The sequence below is a fragment of the Pseudomonas sp. AC112 genome (assembly GCF_979253545.1).
In genome coordinates, this window is sequence record NZ_CEEDCM010000001.1 from 375,923 (window position 1) to 400,269 (window position 24,347).

Below are 24,347 nucleotides of genomic sequence, written 5' to 3' on the forward strand. Positions count from 1 at the left end.
TTTAAGCAATGATAAAAGCCGAAAAAACGCCTGATTAATATCGATAAAATCGATCACTTCCGTGAGGCGATTTTCGGCGCTGGCGGCTCCAGGGACTCCCGTTCCCGGTCGAACGCCAAGTAGTACTTATTGACGCTATTAACATAGCTGACGCCGCCCATCCCTACTTGCTCCATGGCAATGCGTTCAACCTGGAAGAACCACTGATTGGGGTTGAGCCCCCGGCGCTTGGCTTCGGTGCGCATACCCTGCACCCGTTCCGGTCCCATGTTGTAAGCCGCCAGCACAAAGGCCATGCGCTCGCGTTCGTTAAGCTTGGGGCTGGCGAAAAACTTGCGGCGGATCATCGCCAGGTAACGCGCACCGGCCTGCACATTACTGTCGAGATTCTCGATATTGTTGACCCCTACTCGCTGCGCCGCCGAGGGCGTGATCTGCATCAAGCCGGTCGGCCCACCGCTGTTGCGTGCGCCAGGGTCCAGCGCCGATTCCTTGAAGGCCAGGGCGGCCAGGTTGAGCCAATCCATGCCTTGTTCGCGGGCATGCTTTTGCAAGACCGGACGCAGTTTCTCCAGGCGCTGGCGGTCGACGCGGGCCAGTGGATTACGCACTTGATAGAGGCGACGGTAGATGCGCTGGAACGCCACATCCTGGTCGGAAGGCGTTCGATAGGTCTTGAGGAATCGGTCAATGCTCGCCCGCAGCATCGACGCGTCCTGGCGCACAAACCAGTACTCGTCGCCCGGTTCGCTGATCGCCACTTGCTTGTCGAAGCGCAACTTGGGCAGGATCTTCGACCAGCGTTCGGCAATCGGTTTCTCGACGATAGTCAGGTGGAAAATACCCGCCTGGACCATCTCCAGCACGTCTTCCACGGCCAGGGTCGGGTCCACCCACTCCACTTTGATGGGGGGCTGTTTGTGCAGGGCCAGCTTCTGGTTGACCTGGCTGATGGCATCCGCCGCCGCACTGCCGGTGGTCAGCGCCAGGGTGCGTCCCGACAGCTGCTCCAACTTGGTAAACCGTCGTTCGCCCTTCACTCCCACCAACCACAACGGTACATCGCTGGCAATCGGGTCGCTGGTGCTGATCTTGTGCGCGGCCTTCACATCGAGCAGTTCACCCGGCGCCACCAGGTCGCCTTCGCCACGGGCCAACGCGCCGAGCAACTGGTCCTTGGCTTTGGGAATGATCTTGAGGTTGATTTCCTGGCCATCACGGGCATGACCATTAAGGTACTGCTCGAAGGCGCGCAGGCGATGGTATTCGACACCGATAGCCTGGCCTTGCACCTCACCGGAGCTGTTACGGCTCTGGTTGACCAGTACGCGCAGGGTACGGCTGGAGCGAATTTCCGCCAGGTCGCGGACCTTGCCGGGCTTGGTCACTTCCAGCGGCCCGTCCAGACGCGCGACCGCCGCCATGGGCAGCAGCAACGTCAGGCACAACATAAGCAACGCCGAGGGTCGGATCATCCGCTCTCCGGAAAAGAATACTGGCCAACGCGCTCACGAAAAACGAGGCGGTGGGTGTCAGAAACAGAGCGCTTTATGCGCTGGCAAGGCGCGCAACGGTGGCAGGGTGGAGGGCGTCTGGCCGACCACAATGTCACTTGCGACGTTCAAAGACAGCTATAACTCGTTGTAGTTCTTAGTTTTTCTTATAAATCTACAGCTCTGATATGCTTTCCGGCCGCAGGCGGAGATAGCACCATGCAACTCATTGATATCGGCGTCAACCTGACCAACCCCAGTTTCGACGAGAAGCACCAGGCCGTACTCGAGCGCGCCTATGCCGCCGGCGTGCAGCAATTGGTGCTCACCGGCACCAGTGTCGAGGGCAGCGAACAGGCCCTGGAGTTGTGCGCAAAACTGGATGAAAGCGGCCAGCGCTTGTTCAGCACCGCCGGCATCCACCCCCATTCCGCCAGCGACTGGAATAGCGACAGCGCCCAGCGTTTGCGCGCTTTGTTCACTGAAAGCCGCGTACGCGCAGTGGGTGAATGCGGGCTGGATTTCAACCGGGACTTTTCACCGCGCCCACAACAGGAAAAAGTCCTGGAACAGCACCTGGACCTGGCCGTTGAGCTGAAACTGCCGGTGTTCCTACACGAACGCGACGCCAACCAGCGGCTGCTGGACATCCTCAAGGACTACCGCGACCACCTCACCGCCGCCGTGGTGCATTGCTTCACCGGCGAACAGGCGGCGTTGTTCAGCTACCTCGACCTCGACTTGCACATCGGTATTACCGGCTGGATCTGCGACGAACGCCGTGGGACTCACCTACATCCGCTTGTCAGGGAAATTCCCCGTGGTCGCCTGATGTTGGAAAGCGATGCGCCCTACCTGCTGCCGCGGACCCTGCGTCCCAAGCCAAAAAATGGCCGCAACGAGCCTGCGTATCTGCCGGAAGTGCTGCGCGAAGTCGCCCTGCATCGCAACGAGAGCCTGGAAGACCTGGCCCGTCACAGCACCGCCTGCGCCCGGCGCTTTTTTGGCTTGCCCGACGTGGAGTGATGCGGTGCATTGACCCATGTCAAAACCGTTTTCCGGGATAGCGGCACAATAATGGCACCTTGCCAATGCTGTTTCCGCTATCAGAGAAAACCTTCCATGGGTGCCTGGCTTAGCAATATCTCGCTGAAGTACAAATTCTGGGCCGTCAACGCGGTCGCCTTCATTACCACCCTGCTGCTGGTGCTCTACGCCGTGCAGCTCGAACAACAGGCACGCAGCGATGCTTCCCGGGCCTCGGCGCAGGCCCAAGCGCACCTGCTCAGCGCCTGGCCAGCCGGCGAAGCGCTGCCCAAGGGCGAACACTGGCTGACATTCAAGCGCGGCCAAGTCCCACAACTGGCGGGTCAGGATCTATCAGCCCTGGGCAGCACACTCGGCTGGGTCGAAATCAATCACATGCCATTGTTCGGCGAGAACCCATTGATGGGGGCCGAAGTCAACGCGCGTCCAGACGGCCAATATGTCGCTGTGCTCGCCTATGCGCCTAGCCTGACCCAGGTGTTCGGCGAGCGCTTCGCCAACTACGCGGTGGCGGTATTGATCCTGATGCTGGCGATGCTCGGCGCCTCGCAATTGCTGATCCGCTTCCTGCTCAGCCAACTCAACACTCTCAAGGACGTGATGCTGCACGTGGAAAAAACCGGCGACCTGTCAGCCCGCGTCCCCTTGGCGTGCAAGGATGAAGTCGGCCAGATGGCCAGCGCGTTCAACGCGATGCAGGCGGGCTACCAGAGAGTGGTCAGCACCGTAGCGCGTACCGCCCAACAGCTGGACGACGGCGCCGCGCGCCTCGCCAGCAGCATGAACGAGGTGCAACACGGCATGCTCGGCCAGCAAAGCGAAACCGACCAGGCCGCCACCGCCATCAACGAAATGACTGCAACGGTCTATCACATTGCCCAGCACGCAGGCGCCACAAGGGACCTGTCCCAGACCGCCGACACCCTCGCCGGTAGCGGCCAGGAAGTGGTCACCCGCGTGCAACGTTCGATTGCCGGCCTGTCCACCGGTGTGCAACAAACCGCCGAAATGATTCAGAAGCTCGCCGAGGACAGCCAGAAAATCAACGGCGTGGTCAGCGTGATCCACAGCATCGCCGAGCAGACCAACCTGCTTGCCCTCAACGCCGCCATCGAAGCCGCCCGCGCCGGGGAAATGGGCCGTGGCTTTGCCGTGGTCGCAGACGAAGTGCGCAACCTGGCCAAGCGCGTGCAAAGCTCCACTGACGAAATCACCCGCATGGTCTCGGCGCTGCAAGCCGGTACCCGCGACGCGGTGGACTTCATGCAGGAAAGCTCATTCAAGGCTGACGACTGCGTGCAGCAAGCCCAGGAAGCCGGCGCCGCACTTGCCGAAATCACTGGCGCCGTGGCGCAGATGCGCGAGAGCAACACCCAGATCGCCGTCGCCGCCGAACAGCAAAGCCACGTCGCCGAAGAAATGAACCGCGCGGTCGTGAGCATTCGCGACGTTACCGAGAACACCGTGCAACAGACCGTGGACTCCGCGACGACCAGCAATGAACTGGCAACGCTGGCCGGGGAACTGAGCAAGGCGATTGGGCAGTTGAAGCTGTAGGACTGCTCAACCTGTAATCCACCTCCTACAACAAAGCCTCGGTAAACCCGAGGTTTTGGCGAAGCGTCCTACCCACTCCAGCGAATAAAGCCGACTTCTTTCCCCTACCAACCTCTCCAAAGTCTCTCGCCTGATCAATCAGCGCGAGGGACCGCCGATGCACCTCTCACTCAGTGCCCCACTCAAGGGGCCCGCCTCATGATGCCGGCTATCGCCAAGTTCGTCCTGTCGCCCATGAATGGCAACAAGCCGGACGTCGATAGCGTGTTTCACGACTTCCGACATTGCCTGAATACTTTTGACGAGTGGGCCGAGCACTTCTGGAGTGGTTCGGCACTGGAAGTGGAGCAGGTGTTCAAGGTCGGGGAAGAGGTCTCCCTCGTCGCTGCCGCATCGTCCAAAAAGCCCAGTCGCACGGTTGCCACCTGCAAGGCCCAGGGCTCGTTAACCCTGGTGCACATGTTCGAGAGCACGCGGTTTGTGCCCATTGGCAACACACCGGTGATGCTGCAGGCCATTGCTGCGGACGGCAGCCACATGGGCCCGCCCATCCATAGAACGATTGGGCCGAGCGGCATTCTTGAAATCAAAGACTGCCCCCGCGATCAACGTTATCAAATCACCTTCTACCCCAATGTCTCCAAGGATCATGTCAAGGCGCTATATGCGTCTTATCAGTCGGTCATCGTGGGGCTGGAAGTCGGCCTGCGTGATGAGTGGAAGAAGACTTTCAAGCCGCAATGGCGCGACTTCGCCAACGCTACGCCGTTCGAGCGCAGCGCGATTCAAGGCCTGGCGCTTTCAAACGGGATTGCCAAGGCGCTCTACAACCTTTGGGACAACTTCACCCAACTGTACGAGCTGTTGGCGGATATCAAGGCTAATAGCCAGAAGTTGTTGCATTACCTCTCGCAGGCCGAGCTCAACGAACTGCTGAAACTGGGCAAAGACACCATCGCCCAGGGTCTGCTTGTGCTCAGCGATGAGCCGCTGTTGTTTATCTATCTGTCGGCCATGGCCGCCTGGATACGCATGCTGCCGCCGCCGCAGATGTATGAATTGCTGGGCGAGATTACCGGCGAGGTGCTGATCAACCTATTCCTGGTCTGGGCGACGCGGGGCATGGGGGTTCAGGTTCGCCTGGGTATGCGGGTGTTGGGGAGCATCAAGTCTGGCCAAGCACGCAAATGGTTGGAGAGGCTGGCCGATCAACTGGTAGGGCCTCGGTTGGACGTGCATGTCGAAGCGGCCAAACCGTTGTTGTTGGGGAGCGCGGGGACGCCGATCAAGGTGATTCCGGATGCGACGTTGAAGGCTGGGGATCAGTTGGTTTCCAACCCGGTGTCGGTGGTCCGGGACAAGACCACGCAACGGACGGTGTTGGTGCGGCAAGAGCCTGTGGATGACGTGCCCGCAGTTGCGAAAAATCCGGCTGGGGATGCTGCCGCCTCTTCCGACAAGACCGCCACCAACGGCTGCCCGGTGTCGATGGTCACGGGCGAAGAACTGCTGACCCTCACCGATGGTGCGCTGGACGGGATGTTGCCGTTTGAGTGGACCCGGTTGTACCGCACCAGCGCGGTGGAAATGGATTGCGGGCTGGGGTTTGGTTGGAGTCACTCACTGGCCCATCGGCTGAGTGTTTCCGGTGATTCGGTGGTGTGGACCGATCATGAAAATCGCTCGACCACCCTGCCCTTGCCCACGGTTTCCCGTCCCGCAATCACCAATAGCCTGGCTGAAGCGGCGATCTATCTCGGGTCGTTGCCCGATGAACTGGTGCTGGCTCAGGCGTCACGTTTCTACCACTTCCGCGACGGTGTGCTGACAGCGATCAGCGACGCGTATGACAACCGACTGCGTATTGCCCGGGATTTTCTGGGCCGCATTGAGCGGCTCGATAACGGTGTGGGGCGCTCGCTGTTGTTGCGCTACGCGTCGGGGCGGATCGTGGCGGTGGACTACCAAATTCAACGCATCGTGGACGAGGGTCCGTATGTTTGGGTGACGGAACAGACGGTTGTTTCCTACGCCTATGACGACCTTGGCCGACTGATTTCGGCGACCAATGCAGTCGGCGAAAGCGAGGTTTACCGGTACGACGATCAGCACGTCATTCTTGAGCGCGGCTTGGCCGGTGGGGCGAGTTTCTACTGGGAGTGGGAACGGGCTGGCAAGGCGGCGCGGTGTGTCCGGCATTGGGCGAGCTTTTCGCAGATGGACACGCGGTATGCCTGGGACGACAACGGGCAAGTCACGGTGTTTAACGCCGATGGTAGCCAGGAAGTCTACGTGCATGACCAGCGCGCACGGCTGGTGCAACGGGTGGATCCAGACGGGGCCGAGCACTTTAAGTCCTACGATGACAACGGCCGGCTGACGGTTGAGCAGGATCCGCTGGGCGCGATCACGGCGTATCAGTACGACGAAGCTGGGCGCTTGGTGGCGTTGTTTCCGGGGGACGATGAGCCAACGACCTACGAGCATGACAACGGGTTCGTACGGGTTGTAAGGCGGGGTCAGGCGGTTTGGAAGTATGAGCGCAATGATCAAGGCGATGTAACGCGCAAGACCGATCCTGACGGTCATGTAACTGACTACAGCTACAACAAATACGGGCAGCTGGTTGGGGTTTGGTACCCGGATCATAGCTGTCAGCGGCTGGTGTGGAATGAGCGTGGGCAGTTGCTTGAGGAGCAGTTGCCGGATGGTGGGATCAAGCGTTATCGCTATGACGATCTGGGGCGACAGATTGCGCGGGAAGATGAACATGGCGCGCTGACCCAGTATCAGTGGGACAGCGTAGGTCGGTTGATTCGCGTTGTGCAGCCAGGCGGCGAGCTCAGGGAATACAGCTACAACCCCTACGGAAAAATCACCTCCGAACGAGATGAACTGGGGCACGTCACCCGCTACGAATACGCCGACGGCCTGCACCTGATCAGCCGGCGCATCAACGCTGATGGCAGCCAGGTCAAATACCGTTACGACAACGCGCGTTTGTTGCTGACCGAGATCGAAAACGAGATTGGCGAAACCTATCGGCTCCAGTACCACAGCAGCGGCCTGATCCAGCAGGAAACCGGGTTTGACGGCCAGCGCACGGCTTACGTCTACGACCTCAATGGCAACCTGCAGGAAAAGACCGAACACGGCGATGACGGCAGTCAGCTGGTCACCCGCTACGAACGCGACCATGCCGGTCGGCTCGTACGAAAAACCCTGCCCGACGGCAACAAGGTTGATTACGCCTACGACCGCCAGGGCAATCTCCTAAGCGTCGAAGATGGTCATTGGGCCCTGGCCTACGAATACGACGCTCAAAATCGCCTCACCGCCGAACACCAAGGCTGGGGCACCCTGCGTTACGGCTACGACGCCTGCGGCCACCTTCAAAACCTACGCCTGCCGGACAACAACCGCCTCACCTTCAAACACGACAAAGGCGGTCACCTCGCCACCGTCGAACTGAACGGTGAAATCCTTACATCTCATCTCTACAAAGCTGGCCAGGAACAGCAACGCCAACAAGGCCAACTGCTCAGCCACTACCAACACGACCACCAGGGACGCCTGCTCAACCAGAGCATCAACGACGCCGAAGGCCCGCTATACCGCCGTCATTACGACTACGACAAATCCGGCAACCTCACCCGCCTGCTCGACACTCGCAAAGGCGAACACCGCTACCACTACGACCCCCTAAGCCGCCTCACCCGCGCCGACCACTCCCAAGACGAGCAAGAACGCTTCGGCCACGACCCCGCCGGCAACCTGCTCATGCAAAACCGCCCCGGCCCCGACATCGTCGCCGGCAACCGCCTGATGATCCAGGGCGACCACCACTACGACTACGACGCCTTCGGCAACCTCATTCGCGAACGACGCGGCAAAGGCCATCGACTCGTCACCGAATACCGCTACGACTGCCAGCATCGGCTGATCGGCATTAAAACGCCCAATGGCCAGACCGCTAGCTATCGCTACGACCCATTTGGCCGCCGCATCAGCAAAACCGTCGACGGCATCACGACTGAGTTCTTCTGGCAAGGCGACAAACTCATCGCCGAGCACCACGTGAACCGCCACCGCAGCTACCTCTACGAACCGGACAGCTTTCGCCCGCTGGCCCTGCTGGAAGGCTTCGGCCCAAAGGAAACCAAGCCCTACCACTACCAACTTGACCACCTCGGCACCCCGCAGGAACTCACCGCCCCGGATGGCGAAATCGTCTGGTCCGCGCATTACCGCGCGTATGGCGAAATCAGCCGTCTCGACATAGGAGAAGTCGACAACCCGCTGCGCTTCCAGGGACAGTATTTCGATCAAGAAAGCGGACTGCATTACAACCGTCATCGCTACTACAATCCGGATGTTGGTCGCTACCTCACGCCAGACCCGGTGAAATTAGCGGGCGGGATCAACGCGTATCAGTACGTGCCCAACCCTACGGGGTGGATTGATCCTTTGGGGCTCAGCGCAAACTGCCCTGGATCGATAAAGAAAAATCCCTCTTGCTCTACTCCTAGTGAACCGGACATCCCGGAAGTTTCTCGTAAGGGGGCGTTCAGGCAAGCTAAAAGGGATGCCCACATACCGATGAATCAAGGTCCGGATGTGTCTATCCACCCGAAAACAGGACGAGTGCAACAGTACAAAACAGAACTAATGACCGATAAAAGCAATAAGAAAATACTCAATGCCGCCGGCCAACCAATAGAGACTAGGGTATATCAGTTTACGAGAGAGGATGGCTCACAAGTACTTATTCAGGATCACTCGGCGGGGCACAAATTCGGCAGAGTAGATGGCGTTGGAGATCAAACAGCACACTTCAACTTACGACCAATTGAACAACCCCGAAACGGCAAACTAATCGATGCTGAATCACATTATTTCTTCAGGAGAAAAAAATGAAATACTGGAACGAACTCGATAAGAATATATTTTTTGAGATGATTTTCAGCCAGCCTGTTGAAATAGGCGAAATCACTCTAACCTCTCTACAGATAGATAATGACCGCCCGAGCCTAGGAGTTGGCTTCGACATATCTGAATTCCCAGATAGACTACCGAAAAAATGGGAGAACAAAGGCTACAACGTTTGTAGATTTGGCATTGACTGCTACGAGATTAGAGATCTAAAAATATTGAATATACCGACCCATAAAAAGCTTTTTGTAAAAATAACAAAAGAGCATAGCCACGTTCTATTCCAAGCTACCAACAATGATTCCTTAATCGAATTTAAAGCACAATCGATTTCACTTTGCGACCCAAATATTTACATCAAAGGAAACGATGATAATTTCTAGAATGCTGGCATCAACAACAAAAAAAATACGGCCCCCGGAAAAATATGAAATATTGGAACGAGTTAGACGGAAGTATACTGCTCAGTAAAATCTTCAGCCATCCTATTGAAATTGGAAAAATAGCTCTTTTTTCATTAAGGGTAGAAAATGATCAACCTTGTATTGGACTAGGTTTCGACATACCCGAATTCCCAGATAATTTACCAGAAAAATGGAAAAACAAAGGATACAACATGTGCAGACTTGGAATAACTTGCAACGACATTGATAATCTGAAGATCCTTAACATTCCTGCGCATGAGTTATTCACAGTAAAAATCAATAAAAAACCAGACTACTTCACTTTTAAAGCTACCAGCGAAAATACATCTATAGAATTCAACGCAAAATTCATTTCACTTAACGGGCCAAATGTTTACATTAACGATCCGAACGACTATTACTTCTAAACAACCCAAAAACAATACCCCCCCCAAGGATACCCCTAGGCGGTGTTACCTAATGCATCATCTTGAAAAAGAGATAGACAGCTCATTCAAAACTTTAGATATCCATGCTAAAAAATAGAATCGACCGAACTCGAAAATCTTATTAACTCTCTGACTAAGAAGTTCTTCACATCAGAAAGTAACGTACTCGATCCAGTCGAACTGAACGAAAAAAGCGCAGAACACAATCCTAACTTTTAGGCAGGAAATACAGCATCGGATTAGTCAAGAAAACCTAGTATTATTGGTGTTCGACTCAGCATACCGGGCGTGGAAAATCCATGATGCACAAGACATTGCAGAGGTTCTGGGTGAAACGACCGGATACCCATTCTGGGTAACCGATCAGGACCTCACGTTTCTAATGCATATGGACGATCATGACTGCGTTATTTGGGCACGGGCGTGCCTTCCACAAATTGCCCTCTATGACCCCCATAGCCAGCCCCAATTCGCCCCTCCCCCCAACCCCACCTAAACTCTCTCCATGCTATTTCAACGGACAGAGGATTCACCATCATGGGCAAACGTCATCCCAATCTCCCCGCCTGGCAATGGCGTAACTACCCGCAGAACCATCAGCACCCTACCAATCTGGCGTTGCACCTGATTGCCGTGCCGCTGTTTATCATCGGGTTTCTGTTGATTGTGTCCGGGGTGTTCAGCCTGAACCTGGCCAGTTTTGCCGTGGGGGTGGTCGGGATCCTGGCCGGCTTGGCGTTGCAGCGTCATGGCCATAGCCTGGAAGCCGAGGCCAGTGAGCCGTTCAGTGACCGTAAAGATGCGGTGCAGCGTCTGGTGGTCGAGCAGTTCGTGACTTTTCCGCGCTTTGTACTAAGCGGCGGCTGGTGGCGCGCCTGGCGGCAGCGCCACCGACATTGAGGTCAGGCGAAGACCACTACGGTCTGGCGGCTGATGGCGATCAACTCGCCGGTCGGGCTCCAGAGGGCGGCAGCGGCATGGCCGTAGCCATCGCGGGCGTGTTCGATGTTGACGTAATACTGGCACCAGTCGAGGGTCGTCAGATCCTGCAAGGGCTGGATGAATTCAATGGTCCAGGTCAGGGTGCTGCCGGGAGCCGGCTTTTTCAGGTGCGGCAGCAAGGCTGGGGGCCAAGCGTCAACCAGGGCGAGAATATGCGCCTCAGTCAGGGGCTCTTCTTTGACATCGCCGCGTAGACGAACCCAACCGCCCATGTCCCGGGATTTATTGCCAGTAAAGGGTAAGTCACCGACACTCCAGCGCATCGCCAGGTGGCGCATGAATTCGGGTGTGACGCCCTTGATGTAGGGCAGTTCCTGGCACTCATCCCAATGTTTGAACACCGGGGGCGCTTCGCTCTCGACAGCGATCTCTGACTCACGGGACGCGCCGAAACTTGCCTGCACCAGTGTCGCCACTTCACCGTTCTGTATCACACGGCCAAGCAGTTGGCTGACGGCTTTGCCTTCGCGCAACACTTCGACTTGATATTGAGCAGGAACGTCCGGCGCCACCGGGCCTACGAAGGTGATTGCCAGCGATCGTAAAGGACGATCAGCCGGTACCTGTGCACGCAGGGCTTCGTATTGCAAAGCAGCCACCAGACCACCAAAGGTCGCGCGGCCCTGGGCCCATTCGGCAGGGATGGTGACATCCAGCGGGTTGCTGCGGGCGGCGTCGAGCAAATCACTAAAGCGCATGGCGGTCTCACATCAAAAGGAACAGATGAGGGATCTTAACCATCGCGCCCGACAGGTACAGCGCCTATTCCGGCCAAATGCCGGACCGGTTCAGAAACAAGCGGCGCTGAGTTTGTCCAGCACCCGATCCGCCTGGCCTTCAGCCTTGGCCATGGTTCGATGCCAGGTCGCGACACAAGGCTGCAAATCCGGCTGGTGCTCAGCCTGGATCAGCCACTGCCAGCAGTCGTGCCAATCCCCCAGGGCGCCCTGGGCCTTTTTCAGGCGCGCCATGGCGTTGGCGGGCAGTTTGTCCAATTCGGGGTAGGCCTCGGCGGCGTAGCGTACGCGCTTGATCAGCAACCGCAGGCGATGGCGATCGTGGTCCGGATCCTTCAGGGCCTCATCGAGTTTCTGCCACTGCTTGGCCAGGCGTTTTTCAATGCGCGGGCGCAGGCCTTTGAGCAGTTTCTGGTGTTCGGAAGCACGGATGAAACGCGGAAAGGCATCGAGGATCAGCAGCAGATGCGCAAGTTCCGAGCTTTGCGCCACGTGGCGATAGGCATCGGGTTGCAGGCGCAGGCGCCGGTCGGCGGCTTCATGGTGGCCATGCTGGTGCAAATACGCCGCCAGCACCTCGCGGTCGCGTAGCGGCGTCGTCAGTTGGCCGATGGTGCTGGCAGCCAACTCAAGCTGTTCAACCCCAGGCAACCCGCGCAAAGGGCGCAACAGGCTGCGCAAGCGGCGCACAGTGGTGCGCAGGTCATGCAGGGCTTCATCGTCGGTGACGGCGGCTAGGCGAGCCTGGCAGCTCAGTAACCCTACTTCCAGGCCAATGACCTGAGCGACTAACTGATCGACCAAAGCTGACATCCTGCCCTCACTGTCTGATGAAAAGTTCTACTCGCGACTACAGGTCAACGCCCGGCGCGAGACTCACGAATATAGAACCGCGCCTTCTCGGCCTTGTTGGAACAGCCTTCAAACGCTTCAAATTGTTGCTGGGTTTTGGCGCCCGTCAACAGCGACAAGGCCTTGGAGTAGCTTACGGTGCCAGCAAACCCTTCAGCCTTCGCCAGGTCCAGTTCTTTCCAGGCCGCGTCCAATTGGGTGCCGCAGCTGTCGCGGTATGCGGTTTTCCCGGCACAACCGGCCAGGGCCAACATGATCACAGGCACACACATCCAGGCTTTCATCGATGACACCTCAAAATAAAGAAAAAACAGTCGTACGCTGTAGACGTTGCCTACATGGAAAAGTGCCTGTCCTTAGCCTGAAATCGGTAGTACCTAGGGACCAGAGCATACCCGAGCAGCACCGCGACCCAGGAAAAATATTGCAGGCCGCCACGAAGATTGAAGCCGGCCCCTCATGGGTGCATTGTGGGCACCTGCCTTGGGGAGGACATGGTCCATGAAAAAACGTGTTGCCTTGGTGCTGGGCTCCGGCGGGGCCCGGGGCTACGCCCATATCGGGGTGATCGAGGAAATCGAACGGCGTGGCTACGACATCGCCTGTATCGCGGGTTGTTCCATGGGCGCCGTGGTCGGCGGGATCTACGCCGCCGGCAAGCTGGATGAATACCGGAACTGGATTGAGAGCCTCGACTACCTCGACGTACTGCGCCTGGTCGACGTCAGTTTTCGCCTGGGTGCGATTCGCGGTGAGAAGGTCTTCGGCCAGATCCGCAAGATCGTCGGCGAGATCAATATCGAAGAACTGCGCATTCCCTACACCGCCGTCGCCACCGACCTCACCAACCAGCAGGAAATCTGGTTCCAGGAAGGCTGCCTGCACCAGGCCATGCGCGCCTCGGCGGCGATTCCCAGCCTCTTCACCCCGGTGATGCAAGGCAATCGCATGCTGGTGGACGGCGGCCTGCTCAACCCGCTGCCCATCGTGCCGGTGGTGTCGAGCCATTGCGACCTGATCATCGCGGTCAACCTCAACGCCACCAACCAGAAGCACTACCAGTTGCCGGTGATCCAACGTCCGCCCGCCTTCAAGAGTCGCTTCAACAACCTGGCGAAATCACTCGGCTCGCACCTGCCATTTCGCCGCAAGCAGGCCGAACAGTTGATGAAGCTGGAGCAGGAGGCATTGGAGGCGCAGGCCGCTGAGATCAACCCGTGGCTGGAGTCCGCCGAGCCGGAATCCCAACAACCCGCCGCCGCACCGGAAAAGCCCGGCGCACCGAAATCGGCGACCGGGTCGTTCATCATCGATAACGTCGGCCCGGCGTCGCTGCTGGACCTGATCAACCAGAGCTTCGAGGTGATGCAAACGTCGCTGGCGCAGTACAAGATTGCCGGGTATCCGCCGGATGTGCTGATCAACGTGCCGAAGCGAGTGTGCCGTTTTTTCGAATTCTACAAAGCGCCGGAATTGATCGCCCTGGGGCGGGAGATTGCCAGTGATACGTTGGATCGGTATGAGAGTGAGCAGCGCTGAAATGCGTGGTGTCGCTGATGGCGCCATCGCAGGCAAGCCAGCTCCCACAGGGGAATGCATTCTCGATGTGGGAGCTGGCTTGCCTGCGATGACGCCAGAGCAAGCGCCGAAAATCTATCCGCCCAACAACCGATACCCCACCCCCGCCTCGGTCACGATAAACCGCGGCTGGGTCGGGTCATCCGCCAGCTTCTGGCGCAGGTGCCCCACCACGATGCGCAGGTAGTGGCTGTCTTCGGTATGGGTCGGGCCCCAGATGTCCTTGAGCAGTTGCTGCTGGGTAATCACCCGCCCCGGATGCCGTGCCAGTTGCGCCAGCACCGCGTACTCCTTGCGGGTCAGCGCCACTTCAGCTCCGTCGAGCAGCACCCGGCGATAGGCCAGGTCCACCGTCAGCGGGCCAAACCGCAGGGCGGCTTCCTGGGCTTCGCCCGCCGGCGCCTGGCGCAACAACGCGCGCACCCGAGCGAGAAATTCCTGGATGCCGAAGGGTTTGGTCACATAGTCGTTGGCGCCGCCATCAAGGGCTTCAACTTTCTGCACCTCGCTGGCCCGTACCGACAGCACCAGCACCGGCACCGTCGACCATTCGCGGAATTCACGCAGTACTTGCTGGCCGTCCATGTCCGGCAGGCCAAGGTCGAGCACCAGCAAATCCGGCTTGCTCAGGGCGGCCTGGGCCAGGCCTTCGTTGCCGGTGCCGGCCTCAATCACTTTGTAACCTTGGGAGGCCAGGCTGATGCGCAGGAATTTGCGGATCTGGGGTTCGTCATCAATGACCAAAATCGTCGAGGTCTGGCTCATGGTGTCCAATCAAAATCCGTGAAGAAAACAGGGTAGCTCATGCCTCGCGCTCCAGGCCAGGCTGTGTCGGCAAGGGCAGGAACAAGGTGATGCAGGTGCCACGCCCTTCTATACCGTCGGCCACGCTGATATGCCCACCGTGGGCACCGACCATGCCCTGGCAGATCGCCAGGCCCAGGCCCGTGCCCTGCCCGCCTCGGTCACCGCGTGCAGCGGTGTAGAACATGTCGAAAATTTTCGTGCGCTCCTCCTCGGGGATTCCCGGCCCCTCATCGGCCACGGCAAAAAACAGCTGGTTGTCCAACACGCCGGCGCTCAGTTGCAAGCGACCTTGAGCCGGCGAGAACCGTGCGGCGTTCTCCAGCACATTGACCAGTGCCTGCTCGATCAACGCGGCATGCACATACAACAAGGGCAACTCGGGCGGCACATCGGTACTCACCTGCAACGGTGCCAGCACCGCACGCAGACGGCCGAGGGCGCTGCCGACGATGTCGCCTGGCGACACCCAATCCCGCGCCAGTTTCAACGCGCCGTGGCCGAGACGTGTCATGTCCAGCAAGTTCTGGATATAGCGGTCGAGGCGCTCGGCCTCATCGCGGGTGCCTTCCAGCAGCTCGCGGCGATCCTCCAGGGGGATGGCCTCACCGAGTGCCAGCAGGCTGTCGATGCTGCCGCGCATGGAGGTCAGCGGTGTGCGCAAATCGTGAGACACCGAAGCCAGCAAAGCGCTGCGCAGTTGCTCGGTTTCGCCGTGCAGCCGCGCGGACTCCAGCTCCTGGGCCAATTGCGCCCGTGCGAGCGCCTGGGCCAGTGGTTGGCTCAAGGCAGTGAGCAAGCGCCGACGTTGGCCGCTCAATTCCAGGCCGGGTTTGGGGCTGACACCCAGCAAACCCAAGGGGCCTTCTTCGCCCGACAACGGCCACCACCACCAACGCCCGAACGGCAAGGTGCCGGTGCCCATGCCCGCTGGCTGATCATGCTGCCAGGCCCAGTCAGCAGCGGCGCGCTCGGCTTCGGTGAGGGTCAGCGGGCCACCGGTTTCGATCGTCCAACCGCCCTGGCCATCGCGATTGACCAGGCACAGATCGAGGTCGCTCCAGCCTTGCAAATGATGCGCTGCGGCACTGATCACGGCCTGGCGATCGGTAGCGGCGGTGAGTTTGCGTGACAGGTCAAGCAGCTCGCTGGTTTCCTCCTGCGTGTCGCGCAATGCCTGCAACTGCCGGCGCTGACGTGCGGCCAGGTTGCCGGTCAGCGCTGCCATCAACAGGAAGAACAACAGGGTCAGCACGTCTTCCTCGCGCTGGATGGCAAAGGAAAAATTCGGCGGGATAAACAGGAAGTCGTAGGTCATGAACGACAAGGCTGCACACACCAGCGACGGCCCCAGGCTGCTGCGCACCGCCACCAGCAACACGGCGGCCAGGAACACCAGCGAGATGTTCGGCAGCGGCAAGACGCTGGACACCGCCCAGGCCACTGCCGCCGCCACCACCGTCGCCACGACCGCCAGTGCGTAGTCGAACCACACCAGCCCGCGCACATCCGGCAAGCGTGGCGGTGCGGGGATGTCATCGCTGTCGAGCACGTTGATTTCCAGACCGCGCGCATTGCGCAGCAAACGCGCGGCCAGGCCACCGCCGAACAAGCGACGCCGCCAACGCATCCGTGACTGCCCCACCAGCAGCAGGCTGGCACGGCGTTCGGCGGCGTGCTGGATCAGCGTCTTCGCCACCTCCCCCGCTCGCAATAGCACCACCTCACCGCCCAGGCGCTCGGCCAGTTGCTGGGCATTCTGCAGGCGTAGCCGCGACTGCTCGTCCCGCGCCCGACCGTTATCGATATGCACCAGGCTCCACGGCAGATGCCGACGCTGGGCAACCCGACTGGCATGACGCACCAGGCGCTCGGCTTGCGCGTCGCCATCGACACCCACCAACAAGCGACCGCGCACCGCTGGCGCAGCCTGGCCGAGTTGGCGATAGCCTTGGGCCAAATCATCATCGACGTGGGCGGCGGCGGTTTGCATCGCCAACTCGCGCAGGGCCATGAGGTTGGTCTGGGTGAAAAACGCATCGATGGCTGCGCGGGCCTGCTCCGGCACATAGACCTTGCCGTCGCGCAGGCGCTCCAACAGCTCGCGGGACGGCAGGTCGATCAATAGCAGTTCGTCAGCCTCCTGCAGCACCCAGTCCGGCAGGGTTTCACGCACGTGCACACCGGTGATGCCGCGCACCTGGTCGTTGAGGCTTTCCAGGTGCTGGACGTTGACCGTGGTAAACACGTTGATGCCCGCGGCGAGCAGTTCCTGAATGTCTTGCCAGCGCTTTTCGTGGCGGCTGCCGGGAGCGTTGCTGTGGGCCAGTTCGTCCACCAGCACCAGCTTGGGCTTGGCGGCGAGCAGGCCGTCGAGGTCCATTTCTTCGAGCATTACGCCGCGGTATTCGCTGCGCAGCAGAGGCTGTTGCGGCAGGCCGCTGAGCAAGGCTTCGGTCTCGGCACGGCCGTGGGTTTCGACCACGCCGGCAATCAGGCGCACGCCTTGGCGTAACTGCGTGTGAGCGGCCTGGAGCATGGCGTAGGTCTTGCCCACCCCAGGCGCGGCGCCGAGAAAAACTTTGAGCCGGCCACGGCCGTCCCGGGGCAGATCGGCTAAGAGGGCGTCGGCGCGGCCGGAGTCGCTCATGCTCGGGGGTTCCTTCAGGTGTTTATTGGTTGCGCTTAAGGCCGCTTCGCGGGCAAGCCCGCTCCCACATTTGGAATGTATCCCCCCTGTGGGAGCGGGCTTGCCCGCGAAGCGGTTTCACTGCTTACAATTTTTCCAAGGCCATATTCAGCGCCAGCACATTCACCACCGGCGGGCCCACCAGCGGGCTTTCGATGTGCTCATCCAGCAACCGCTGCAAGGTCGACACCGGCACATTCCGCGCCGCCGCCACTCGCGCCAGTTGATAGGCAATCGCCGGTGGTGGCAAGTGTGGATCAAGACCGCTGCCAGAGGTAGTCAGCGACGCCAAAGGCACAGGCCCCTGGCTGGGCACCCACTGTTTGTTCGCATCCTCGAAGACGCGCGTGGCCAGCGCCGGATTGCTTGGGCCCAGGTTACTGGCGCTGCTGGAAACCGTGGCAAACGCGCCGGCCGATGGGCGTGGGTGGAACCAGCTGTCACCGGTAAAATCCTGGGCGATCAGGCGGGAGCCGCGCACTTTTCCGCTGTCGTCGCGCACCAGGCTGCCATTGGCTTGGTTTGGGAATGCCACTTGGGCGACACCGGTGACTACCAACGGGTAAGCGACGCCGGTAATCAGGGTCATGAGCACCAGCAGGCTCAGGGCCGGGCGGATCATGTTGGACATATCGGATTCCTCAATTCGGTCATTGCAACCTGTGGGCACCCACCGGGCGCCCACAGGAATAGGGTCAAACCAGGTGCAGTGCAGTCAACAGCATGTCGATCGCCTTGATGCCCACGAACGGCACCAGGATCCCGCCCAACCCGTAGATCAACAGGTTGCGCCGCAGCAACGCTGCCGCACTCGCTGCCTGCACACGCACACCGCGCAGCGCCAGGGGAATCAGCACCACGATGATCAGCGCGTTGAACACGATGGCCGAGAGGATCGCGCTCTGCGGGCTCTGCAAGTGCATCACGTTGAGCACGCCGAGTTGCGGGTAGATCGAGGCGAACAGTGCCGGCAGGATCGCGAAGTACTTGGCCACGTCGTTGGCAATGGAAAAGGTGGTCAGCGCGCCGCGCGTCACCAGCAATTCCTTGCCGATCTGCACCACGTCCAGCAGCTTGGTCGGGTCGCTGTCGAGGTCGACCATGTTGGCGGCTTCGCGAGCAGCCTGGGTGCCATCGTTCATCGCCATGCCGACGTCAGCCTGGGCCAGCGCCGGGGCGTCGTTGGCGCCGTCGCCGCACATCGCCACCAGGCGGCCGTCGTTCTGCTCATGACGAATGCGGGCGAGTTTTTTCTCTGGCGTGGCTTCAGCCAGCACGTCGTCCACGCCCGCTTCGGCAGCAATCGCGGCGGCGGTCAGCGGGTTGTCGCCAGTGACCATCACAGTGCGGATGCCCAGTTTGCGCAGCTCGGCGAAACGCTCGCGGATGCCGGGCTTGACCACGTCCTTCAGGTGGATCGCACCGAGCAACTTGCCATCGGCACACACCAGCAACGGGGTGCCACCGCTTTGGGCAATCTTGTCGATTTCCCGCGACAGAGGAGGTGCAAGATCGCGACGTTGTTGACCGATGAACGCCAGCAACGAGTCCACCGCGCCTTTACGGAATACGCGGCCCTGATAATCAACGCCGGACAGCCGGGTTTCGGCACTGAACGGCACGGCGGTCAACTCATCTGCGGACGGCTCGGCTTGAGGGTGCAAGGCGCGCAGGTATTCGACGATGGATTTACCTTCCGCCGTGTCATCCGCCAGCGAGGCAAACAGCGCCCCTTCGGCAACTTCCTTGCCGCTGACGCCAGGCGCCGCGACCACCGCCGCACACCGACGGTTACCAAAGGTGATGGTGCCGGTCTTGTCCAGTAGCAACACATGCACGTCCCCCGCCGCTTCCACGGCACGGCCGGACTTGGCGATCACGTTGAGACGCACCAGGCGGTCCATGCCTGCGATACCGATGGCCGAGAGCAAACCGCCAATGGTAGTAGGAATCAGCGTCACCAGCAGTGCGACCAGGAACACCAGGGGCAAGCTGCCACTGGCGAAGTGGGCGAACGGCTGCAGGGTCACCACCACCAACAGGAAGATCAGGGTCAAGCCGATCAGCAGGATATCCAGCGCGACTTCGTTGGGGGTTTTCTGGCGTTTGGCGCCTTCCACCAGGGCGATCATGCGGTCGAGTGTCGACTCGCCCGGGTTCGCGGTGATGCGGATCAGCAGCCAGTCCGATACCAGTCGGGTGTTGCCGGTGACGGCCGAACGGTCGCCGCCGGATTCACGGATGACGGGTGCGGACTCACCGGTGATCGCGGCTTCGTTGACCGCCGCGATACCTTCGATGACTTCGCCGTCACCGGGGATCATTTCCCCGGCGGCAACGCGCACCACATCACCTTTGCGCAGGCTGGTGGCCGGCACGACCTTGAAGCTGCCATCCGCCTCCTTGCGACGGGCGCTCAAGCCTTCACTGCCGGCCTTGAGGCTGTCGGCACGCGCCTTGCCACGCCCTTCGGCCAAGGCTTCGGCGAAGTTGGCGAACAGGACGGTGAACCACAGCCAGACGGCGATTTGCACGGCGACATAGGTCGGCACGCTGGTTTCGGGCACGAAGCACAACACAGTGGTGAGGATGGCGGTCAACTCGACCACCAGCATCACCGGCGAGCGTTGCAACTGGCGTGGGTCGAGCTTGACGAACGCCTGGACCAGCGCCGGGCGCCACAGGGCGGAGATGGCGGTTTTGGCGGGTTCCTGGGTTTGTGCCGGAGCCGCGTTTTTTGCAGGCATATTCATTTTCATATCCCTTTACTAGAAGCCCATGCTCAAGTGTTCAGCAATGGGACCTAACGCCAGCGTTGGCAGGAAAGTCAGGCCGCCCACCAGCAAAATGGTCACGGTCAACAGGGTCACGAACAGCGGGCCATGGGTCGGGAAGCTGTTCTGGCCGATCGGTGCGGTCTTCTTCATCGCCAGGCTGCCGGCCAGGGCCAGCACCGGAAGGATGTAACCGAAGCGACCGATCAACATGCCCAGGCCCAGCATCAGGTTGTGGAACGGGGTGTTGGCGCTGAAACCGCCGAACGCCGAGCCGTTGTTGGCACTGGCCGAGGTGTAGGCGTAGAGCAACTGGCTGAACCCATGGGGGCCAGGGTTACTGACCGCACCCGCCGGGCCGGGCAGGCTCGCAGCAATCGCGCCCAGCACCAACGTACCGACTGGCATCACCAGCAAGGTCACCACCAGCAATTGCACTTCCTTGGCCTGCAGCTTCTTGCCCAGGTATTCCGGGGTGCGACCGATCATCAGGCCGGCGAGGAACACCGCGATCAACACGTTGAGCAACATGCCGTACATGCCGGCACCGACGCCGCCGAAGATCACTTCGCCGACCATCATGTTGACCAGCGCAACCATGCCACTGAGGGGGTTGAGGCTGTCCATCATGCCGTTGACCGAGCCGTTCGAGGCGGCGGTGGTAGTCGCAGCCCACAGCACCGTGCCGGTGGTGCCGAAGCGGGCTTCTTTACCTTCCAGGGGTGCGGTCTGCTCCACGGCCGGGTTGCTCAAGGTCGGGTTGGGCTGGTATTCGGCCCACAGCGAGGTCGCGCCGCCGATCAGGAACAACGCCAGCATGCAGCCGAGAATCGCGCGGCTCTGACGCAGGTCCTTCACGTAGTGGCCGAAGGTGAACACCAGCGCCACCGGGATCAGGATGATCGCCGCCAACTCGAACAGGTTGGCCCAGGCAGTCGGGTCTTCAAACGGGTGCGCCGAGTTGACACCGAAGAAACCGCCGCCGTTGGTGCCCAATTGCTTGATCGCAATCTGGCTGGCCGCCGGCCCCAGGGGGATCACTTGATCCACGCCTTGCATCGTCACGGCATCCACGTAGTGCGCAAAGGTCTGCGGCACGCCCTGCCACACCAGGAACAACGCCAGCACCAGGCACAACGGCAGCAGGCCGTAGAGGGTGGCGCGGGTCATATCGACCCAGAAGTTACCCAGGGTCTTGGTCGATTTGCGACCGATCCCCCGGCACAACGCGACCAGAACGGCCAGACCGGTCGCCGCGCTGACGAAGTTCTGCACGGTCAGGCCGGCCATCTGGCTGAGGTAACTCAGGGACGCCTCACCGCTGTAGGACTGCCAGTTGGTGTTGGTCATGAAACTGACCGCTGTGTTGAAGGCCAGGGTCCATTCCTGCCCCGGCAATTTCTGCGGGTTCAGTGGGAGATAGTCCTGGAACAACAGGATCGCGAACAACAGCACAAAGCCCGCCAGGTTGAAGGCGAGCAAGGCCAGCATGTACTTCTGCCAGCTTTGTTCCTGATGCTCATCCACGCCCGACAGGCGATAACAGGCGCGTTCGACAGGGCCGAAGACCGGCGTGAGCCAGGTGCGCTGCCCTTCCATCACCTTGTAATAGAACCGCCCCAAGAACGGGGCCGGCACCAGCACCACCGCAAAGAAGGCAATGATCAGCCAATAGTCATAACTGTGCATGGCCCGCTCCTAGTTCCGATCCGCGCGTAACAGCGCAACCAGCAGATAAATGAACAGCGCCACGGCCAATAGCAGTGACACCCCGTCCAGAACGCTCATGGAAGTCTCTCCGTTTAGCGGCGAGTGCCGCGTGTGGGGCAATTGTCGGCAGGAGTGGCGTAAAGGAACGAGAGCGAGGGGGTAGGCAGGGCGTAAAGACGGCGTAAAGAGTGGGTTTATGCGGGGTTTACAGGGGGGAGACTGCTGCACAGCGTCAAATGCTCATCAGTGACGCTATACTTTTGACGCAACTTCAATTATATAGCTTGACGATAAAATCCGGCGACCTCGCGTTAGCCCCTTAAGGTGAAAACCTTTACCTTTCATACCCCTAGAAACCCATAAGCGCACAATGAATGCAACCGTTGCACTTAGAAAAAAAGCGGAAAACATGACCAATAGCAACAAGACCCTACGAAATGATATTCAAAGTATGCGAGCGCTCGCGGTCATTGCAGTCATTATATTTCACATCGATAAAACCTGGCTGCCGGGAGGTTTTCTAGGTGTTGATATTTTTTTCGTCATCTCAGGCTTCGTCATTTCAAATCTGATATTCATTAAGAAGGATGCCGGAACGTTTAGCTTCATAGACTTCTGCACGTCTAGGCTAAGAAGAATCGCACCCGCTTATTTTGCCTTGCTGTTTGCCACCAGCCTATTGGCCAGTTTGCTCCTAACCACCAATGACTTCAACGCTTTCTTCCCCAGCTTTAAAAGAGCTCTGTTCTTTTACAGCAACAACTACTTTGCCACGTATTATGATTACTTTGGCCCTCAGGGCTATGAGCTACCGCTTTTACACACGTGGTCACTCGCAGTAGAAATGCAGTATTATCTTTTCATTTCACCGCTGCTCCTCTTAATCCCAAAAAAATATCGTACGTCCGCTATACTCGCTACCCTGTCCATTCTCACACTCTATGCGAGCTACGAGACATTGTATAAACACAGCAATGAAATATACTACTCATTACTGGCGCGCGTTCCAGAATTCTTGATAGGAAGTATGGTTGCTTTAAGCCAAGCCCCTAAAACCGTCACCCACAAAAAAGTGGCCTACCGCGCCGGTTTGATACTGATAACGCTCAGCTTATTCTTTATTAATGACTCTTTACCCTTCCCTGGAATATTAGCGCTTCCGCCGTGCATCGGTGCAGCACTGATAATCTGGAGTCAACATAAGAACCCTAAAAGCTGGCTATTTTACCCTCCCCTCGTATTCACAGGTAACATTTCATACTCGCTCTATCTTTGGCACTGGCCAATATTGGCAGGTTTCAAATACTATTACGGTGATTATAATCTTCCGATGGGCTCGACACTTATAGCTATTGGATTGATTGTGTTGGTGTCTTACGCGTCTTACACGTGGGTAGAAGGTCCGATGCGCCGTCCGAAGGCTCGTCTCTCCCCTCTGACAATGGCGGCGGTGGTCATCACCTTCATACTCGGCAGCCTTGTAATTCCACCCAAAATAAACCATCACCTGACAACGCCTCTTCCCACTGAGCTAACACGTTATGCCGACCAGCAGACCATCTGCCATTCGCAGATGATGGGTGATTGCATAAGAGGCGACAGGGAGAGTAACAAAGAAATTCTAATGATCGGAGACAGTCACGCAGCTCAACTGAATATATTCGCCGACGTTATCGGTCAATTCATGAAGGTTCGCATACGCGTCATCACAGCGAGTAGCTGCATCAACATTGACAACTTTGATGTAGAACGCATTCCAGAGCCCGTAAGAAAATCGTGTATAACGCAGACAGAGGAAGCTGACAAAGCGCTTCTCGGGTCACAGGACATCGTGCTTGCTGGACGATGGGACTATCAACTCAAAAGTCCAGAATTCGTGATAGCCCTCAACAAATTCCTCGTCACTGCACGAGAAAGAAATCAGCGCGTATTTATACTGGCACAAGTCCCGAGCCTGACCCTGAACTTACAACGCGCTATTAAGTTCGAGGCACTGGGCTTACATCCACCCCTGGGAAAAAACCCGGACGCGGATGAATACAACTTGAAAATTTCAGAGATAGCCAAGCACTACCCCAACGTAAAAATACTCGACTACAGCCACATCGAGCTGTTCAACAACGCTCCTTTTTTTGGGCATACACCGCTCTACTCCGACAGCGATCATTTAAATGAGGTCGGCGCGCGACTGTATGGCGAAGCCGTCAAAGAACGTTTCGCGCGCGCACTGCAACCTCCTCTTTCCACTGCCAACTAAAAACACTGGGGCCTCTCGCGGTCATTGATCGAACCTAGCGCTCAACGCTGCGTCGGCCCCAA

18 protein-coding genes are annotated in these 24,347 nt (G+C 58.9%); 8 read left to right on the forward strand and 10 right to left on the reverse strand.

Features of this window, described 5'->3' with window-relative positions:
• Window positions 1-53: 53 nt before the first annotated feature.
• Entirely contained in the window at window positions 54-1,475 is a 1,422-nt protein-coding gene (locus tag AC0IYN_RS01910) for an MltF family protein (RefSeq protein WP_078047538.1), read from the reverse strand.
• 237 nt (window positions 1,476-1,712) lie between these two features.
• On the opposite strand from AC0IYN_RS01910, the gene AC0IYN_RS01915 reads away from it, so the two are divergent.
• From AC0IYN_RS01915 to AC0IYN_RS01940, 6 genes are all read left to right on the forward strand, one after another.
• A complete protein-coding gene (locus AC0IYN_RS01915) occupies window positions 1,713-2,519 on the forward strand; it encodes a TatD family hydrolase (protein ID WP_457239832.1) in 807 nt (268 codons plus the stop codon).
• Between the two features lie 96 nt (window positions 2,520-2,615).
• A complete protein-coding gene (locus AC0IYN_RS01920; RefSeq protein WP_471840374.1) occupies window positions 2,616-4,097 on the forward strand; it encodes a methyl-accepting chemotaxis protein in 1,482 nt (493 codons plus the stop codon).
• Between the two features lie 198 nt (window positions 4,098-4,295).
• Window positions 4,296-9,014, forward strand: a complete 4,719-nt coding sequence (locus AC0IYN_RS01925) for an RHS repeat-associated core domain-containing protein (protein ID WP_471840375.1) — start codon at window positions 4,296-4,298, stop codon at window positions 9,012-9,014.
• Window positions 9,011-9,412, forward strand: coding sequence for an Imm50 family immunity protein (locus tag AC0IYN_RS01930; protein ID WP_457249235.1), 402 nt, complete (start codon window positions 9,011-9,013; stop codon window positions 9,410-9,412). Before AC0IYN_RS01925 ends, AC0IYN_RS01930 begins: the two co-directional genes overlap by 4 nt.
• A gap of 44 nt (window positions 9,413-9,456) precedes the next feature.
• A complete protein-coding gene (locus AC0IYN_RS01935; RefSeq protein WP_457249234.1) occupies window positions 9,457-9,861 on the forward strand; it encodes an Imm50 family immunity protein in 405 nt (134 codons plus the stop codon).
• Window positions 9,862-10,419: 558 nt separating this feature from the next.
• Window positions 10,420-10,782: an Mpo1-like protein gene (locus AC0IYN_RS01940; protein ID WP_078047533.1), complete on the forward strand. Its 363-nt coding sequence runs from the start codon at window positions 10,420-10,422 to the stop codon at window positions 10,780-10,782.
• A 2-nt stretch (window positions 10,783-10,784) separates the two neighbouring features.
• Here the strand turns inward: AC0IYN_RS01940 and AC0IYN_RS01945 are convergent, their stop codons facing one another.
• From AC0IYN_RS01945 to AC0IYN_RS01955, 3 genes are all read right to left on the reverse strand, one after another.
• Window positions 10,785-11,582 (reverse strand): acyl-CoA thioesterase, encoded by a 798-nt coding sequence (locus AC0IYN_RS01945; RefSeq protein WP_471840377.1) that lies wholly within the window; start codon window positions 11,580-11,582, stop codon window positions 10,785-10,787.
• Window positions 11,583-11,672: 90 nt separating this feature from the next.
• Complete coding sequence (locus AC0IYN_RS01950; RefSeq protein WP_471840378.1) at window positions 11,673-12,434, reverse strand: CHAD domain-containing protein; 762 nt, start codon at window positions 12,432-12,434, stop codon at window positions 11,673-11,675.
• 44 nt (window positions 12,435-12,478) lie between these two features.
• On the reverse strand, window positions 12,479-12,757 hold the full coding sequence (locus AC0IYN_RS01955; protein WP_024074187.1) for a hypothetical protein: 279 nt from the start codon (window positions 12,755-12,757) through the stop codon (window positions 12,479-12,481).
• Window positions 12,758-12,974: 217 nt separating this feature from the next.
• Between AC0IYN_RS01955 and AC0IYN_RS01960 the strand changes: the two genes are divergently transcribed.
• A complete protein-coding gene (locus AC0IYN_RS01960) occupies window positions 12,975-14,012 on the forward strand; it encodes a patatin-like phospholipase family protein (RefSeq protein WP_069022479.1) in 1,038 nt (345 codons plus the stop codon).
• A 114-nt stretch (window positions 14,013-14,126) separates the two neighbouring features.
• Here AC0IYN_RS01960 and AC0IYN_RS01965 read toward each other — a convergent pair whose 3' ends face one another.
• From AC0IYN_RS01965 to kdpF, 6 genes are all read right to left on the reverse strand, one after another.
• Complete coding sequence (locus AC0IYN_RS01965) at window positions 14,127-14,816, reverse strand: response regulator (RefSeq protein ID WP_078047530.1); 690 nt, start codon at window positions 14,814-14,816, stop codon at window positions 14,127-14,129.
• Between the two features lie 37 nt (window positions 14,817-14,853).
• Entirely contained in the window at window positions 14,854-17,505 is a 2,652-nt protein-coding gene (locus tag AC0IYN_RS01970) for a DUF4118 domain-containing protein (protein ID WP_457238336.1), read from the reverse strand.
• A 124-nt stretch (window positions 17,506-17,629) separates the two neighbouring features.
• Complete coding sequence (gene kdpC / locus AC0IYN_RS01975; RefSeq protein ID WP_406597365.1) at window positions 17,630-18,175, reverse strand: potassium-transporting ATPase subunit KdpC; 546 nt, start codon at window positions 18,173-18,175, stop codon at window positions 17,630-17,632.
• Between the two features lie 64 nt (window positions 18,176-18,239).
• The gene (kdpB, locus tag AC0IYN_RS01980; RefSeq protein ID WP_471840382.1) at window positions 18,240-20,297 is read right to left on the reverse strand and encodes a potassium-transporting ATPase subunit KdpB; all 2,058 of its coding nucleotides are present in this window, start codon (window positions 20,295-20,297) and stop codon (window positions 18,240-18,242) included.
• 15 nt (window positions 20,298-20,312) lie between these two features.
• The gene (kdpA, locus tag AC0IYN_RS01985; RefSeq protein ID WP_406597363.1) at window positions 20,313-22,007 is read right to left on the reverse strand and encodes a potassium-transporting ATPase subunit KdpA; all 1,695 of its coding nucleotides are present in this window, start codon (window positions 22,005-22,007) and stop codon (window positions 20,313-20,315) included.
• A 9-nt stretch (window positions 22,008-22,016) separates the two neighbouring features.
• A complete protein-coding gene (gene kdpF / locus AC0IYN_RS01990) occupies window positions 22,017-22,106 on the reverse strand; it encodes a K(+)-transporting ATPase subunit F (protein ID WP_003218754.1) in 90 nt (29 codons plus the stop codon).
• A gap of 292 nt (window positions 22,107-22,398) precedes the next feature.
• On the opposite strand from kdpF, the gene AC0IYN_RS01995 reads away from it, so the two are divergent.
• Window positions 22,399-24,285, forward strand: coding sequence for an acyltransferase family protein (locus tag AC0IYN_RS01995; RefSeq protein ID WP_406597362.1), 1,887 nt, complete (start codon window positions 22,399-22,401; stop codon window positions 24,283-24,285).
• Window positions 24,286-24,347 lie beyond the last annotated feature (62 nt).

What these genes read in the sequence shown, in the direction of transcription:
- AC0IYN_RS01910 (WP_078047538.1), bottom strand. Translation starts at nt 1,475, where the DNA reads ATGATCCGACCCTCGGCGTTGCTTATGTTGTGCCTGACGTTGCTGCTG.
- AC0IYN_RS01915 (WP_457239832.1), top strand. Translation starts at nt 1,713, where the DNA reads ATGCAACTCATTGATATCGGCGTCAACCTGACCAACCCCAGTTTCGAC.
- AC0IYN_RS01920 (WP_471840374.1), top strand. Translation starts at nt 2,616, where the DNA reads ATGGGTGCCTGGCTTAGCAATATCTCGCTGAAGTACAAATTCTGGGCC.
- AC0IYN_RS01925 (WP_471840375.1), top strand. Translation starts at nt 4,296, where the DNA reads ATGATGCCGGCTATCGCCAAGTTCGTCCTGTCGCCCATGAATGGCAAC.
- AC0IYN_RS01930 (WP_457249235.1), top strand. Translation starts at nt 9,011, where the DNA reads ATGAAATACTGGAACGAACTCGATAAGAATATATTTTTTGAGATGATT.
- AC0IYN_RS01935 (WP_457249234.1), top strand. Translation starts at nt 9,457, where the DNA reads ATGAAATATTGGAACGAGTTAGACGGAAGTATACTGCTCAGTAAAATC.
- AC0IYN_RS01940 (WP_078047533.1), top strand. Translation starts at nt 10,420, where the DNA reads ATGGGCAAACGTCATCCCAATCTCCCCGCCTGGCAATGGCGTAACTAC.
- AC0IYN_RS01945 (WP_471840377.1), bottom strand. Translation starts at nt 11,582, where the DNA reads ATGCGCTTTAGTGATTTGCTCGACGCCGCCCGCAGCAACCCGCTGGAT.
- AC0IYN_RS01950 (WP_471840378.1), bottom strand. Translation starts at nt 12,434, where the DNA reads ATGTCAGCTTTGGTCGATCAGTTAGTCGCTCAGGTCATTGGCCTGGAA.
- AC0IYN_RS01955 (WP_024074187.1), bottom strand. Translation starts at nt 12,757, where the DNA reads ATGAAAGCCTGGATGTGTGTGCCTGTGATCATGTTGGCCCTGGCCGGT.
- AC0IYN_RS01960 (WP_069022479.1), top strand. Translation starts at nt 12,975, where the DNA reads ATGAAAAAACGTGTTGCCTTGGTGCTGGGCTCCGGCGGGGCCCGGGGC.
- AC0IYN_RS01965 (WP_078047530.1), bottom strand. Translation starts at nt 14,816, where the DNA reads ATGAGCCAGACCTCGACGATTTTGGTCATTGATGACGAACCCCAGATC.
- AC0IYN_RS01970 (WP_457238336.1), bottom strand. Translation starts at nt 17,505, where the DNA reads ATGAGCGACTCCGGCCGCGCCGACGCCCTCTTAGCCGATCTGCCCCGG.
- kdpC (WP_406597365.1), bottom strand. Translation starts at nt 18,175, where the DNA reads ATGTCCAACATGATCCGCCCGGCCCTGAGCCTGCTGGTGCTCATGACC.
- kdpB (WP_471840382.1), bottom strand. Translation starts at nt 20,297, where the DNA reads ATGAATATGCCTGCAAAAAACGCGGCTCCGGCACAAACCCAGGAACCC.
- kdpA (WP_406597363.1), bottom strand. Translation starts at nt 22,007, where the DNA reads ATGCACAGTTATGACTATTGGCTGATCATTGCCTTCTTTGCGGTGGTG.
- kdpF (WP_003218754.1), bottom strand. Translation starts at nt 22,106, where the DNA reads ATGAGCGTTCTGGACGGGGTGTCACTGCTATTGGCCGTGGCGCTGTTC.
- AC0IYN_RS01995 (WP_406597362.1), top strand. Translation starts at nt 22,399, where the DNA reads ATGAATGCAACCGTTGCACTTAGAAAAAAAGCGGAAAACATGACCAAT.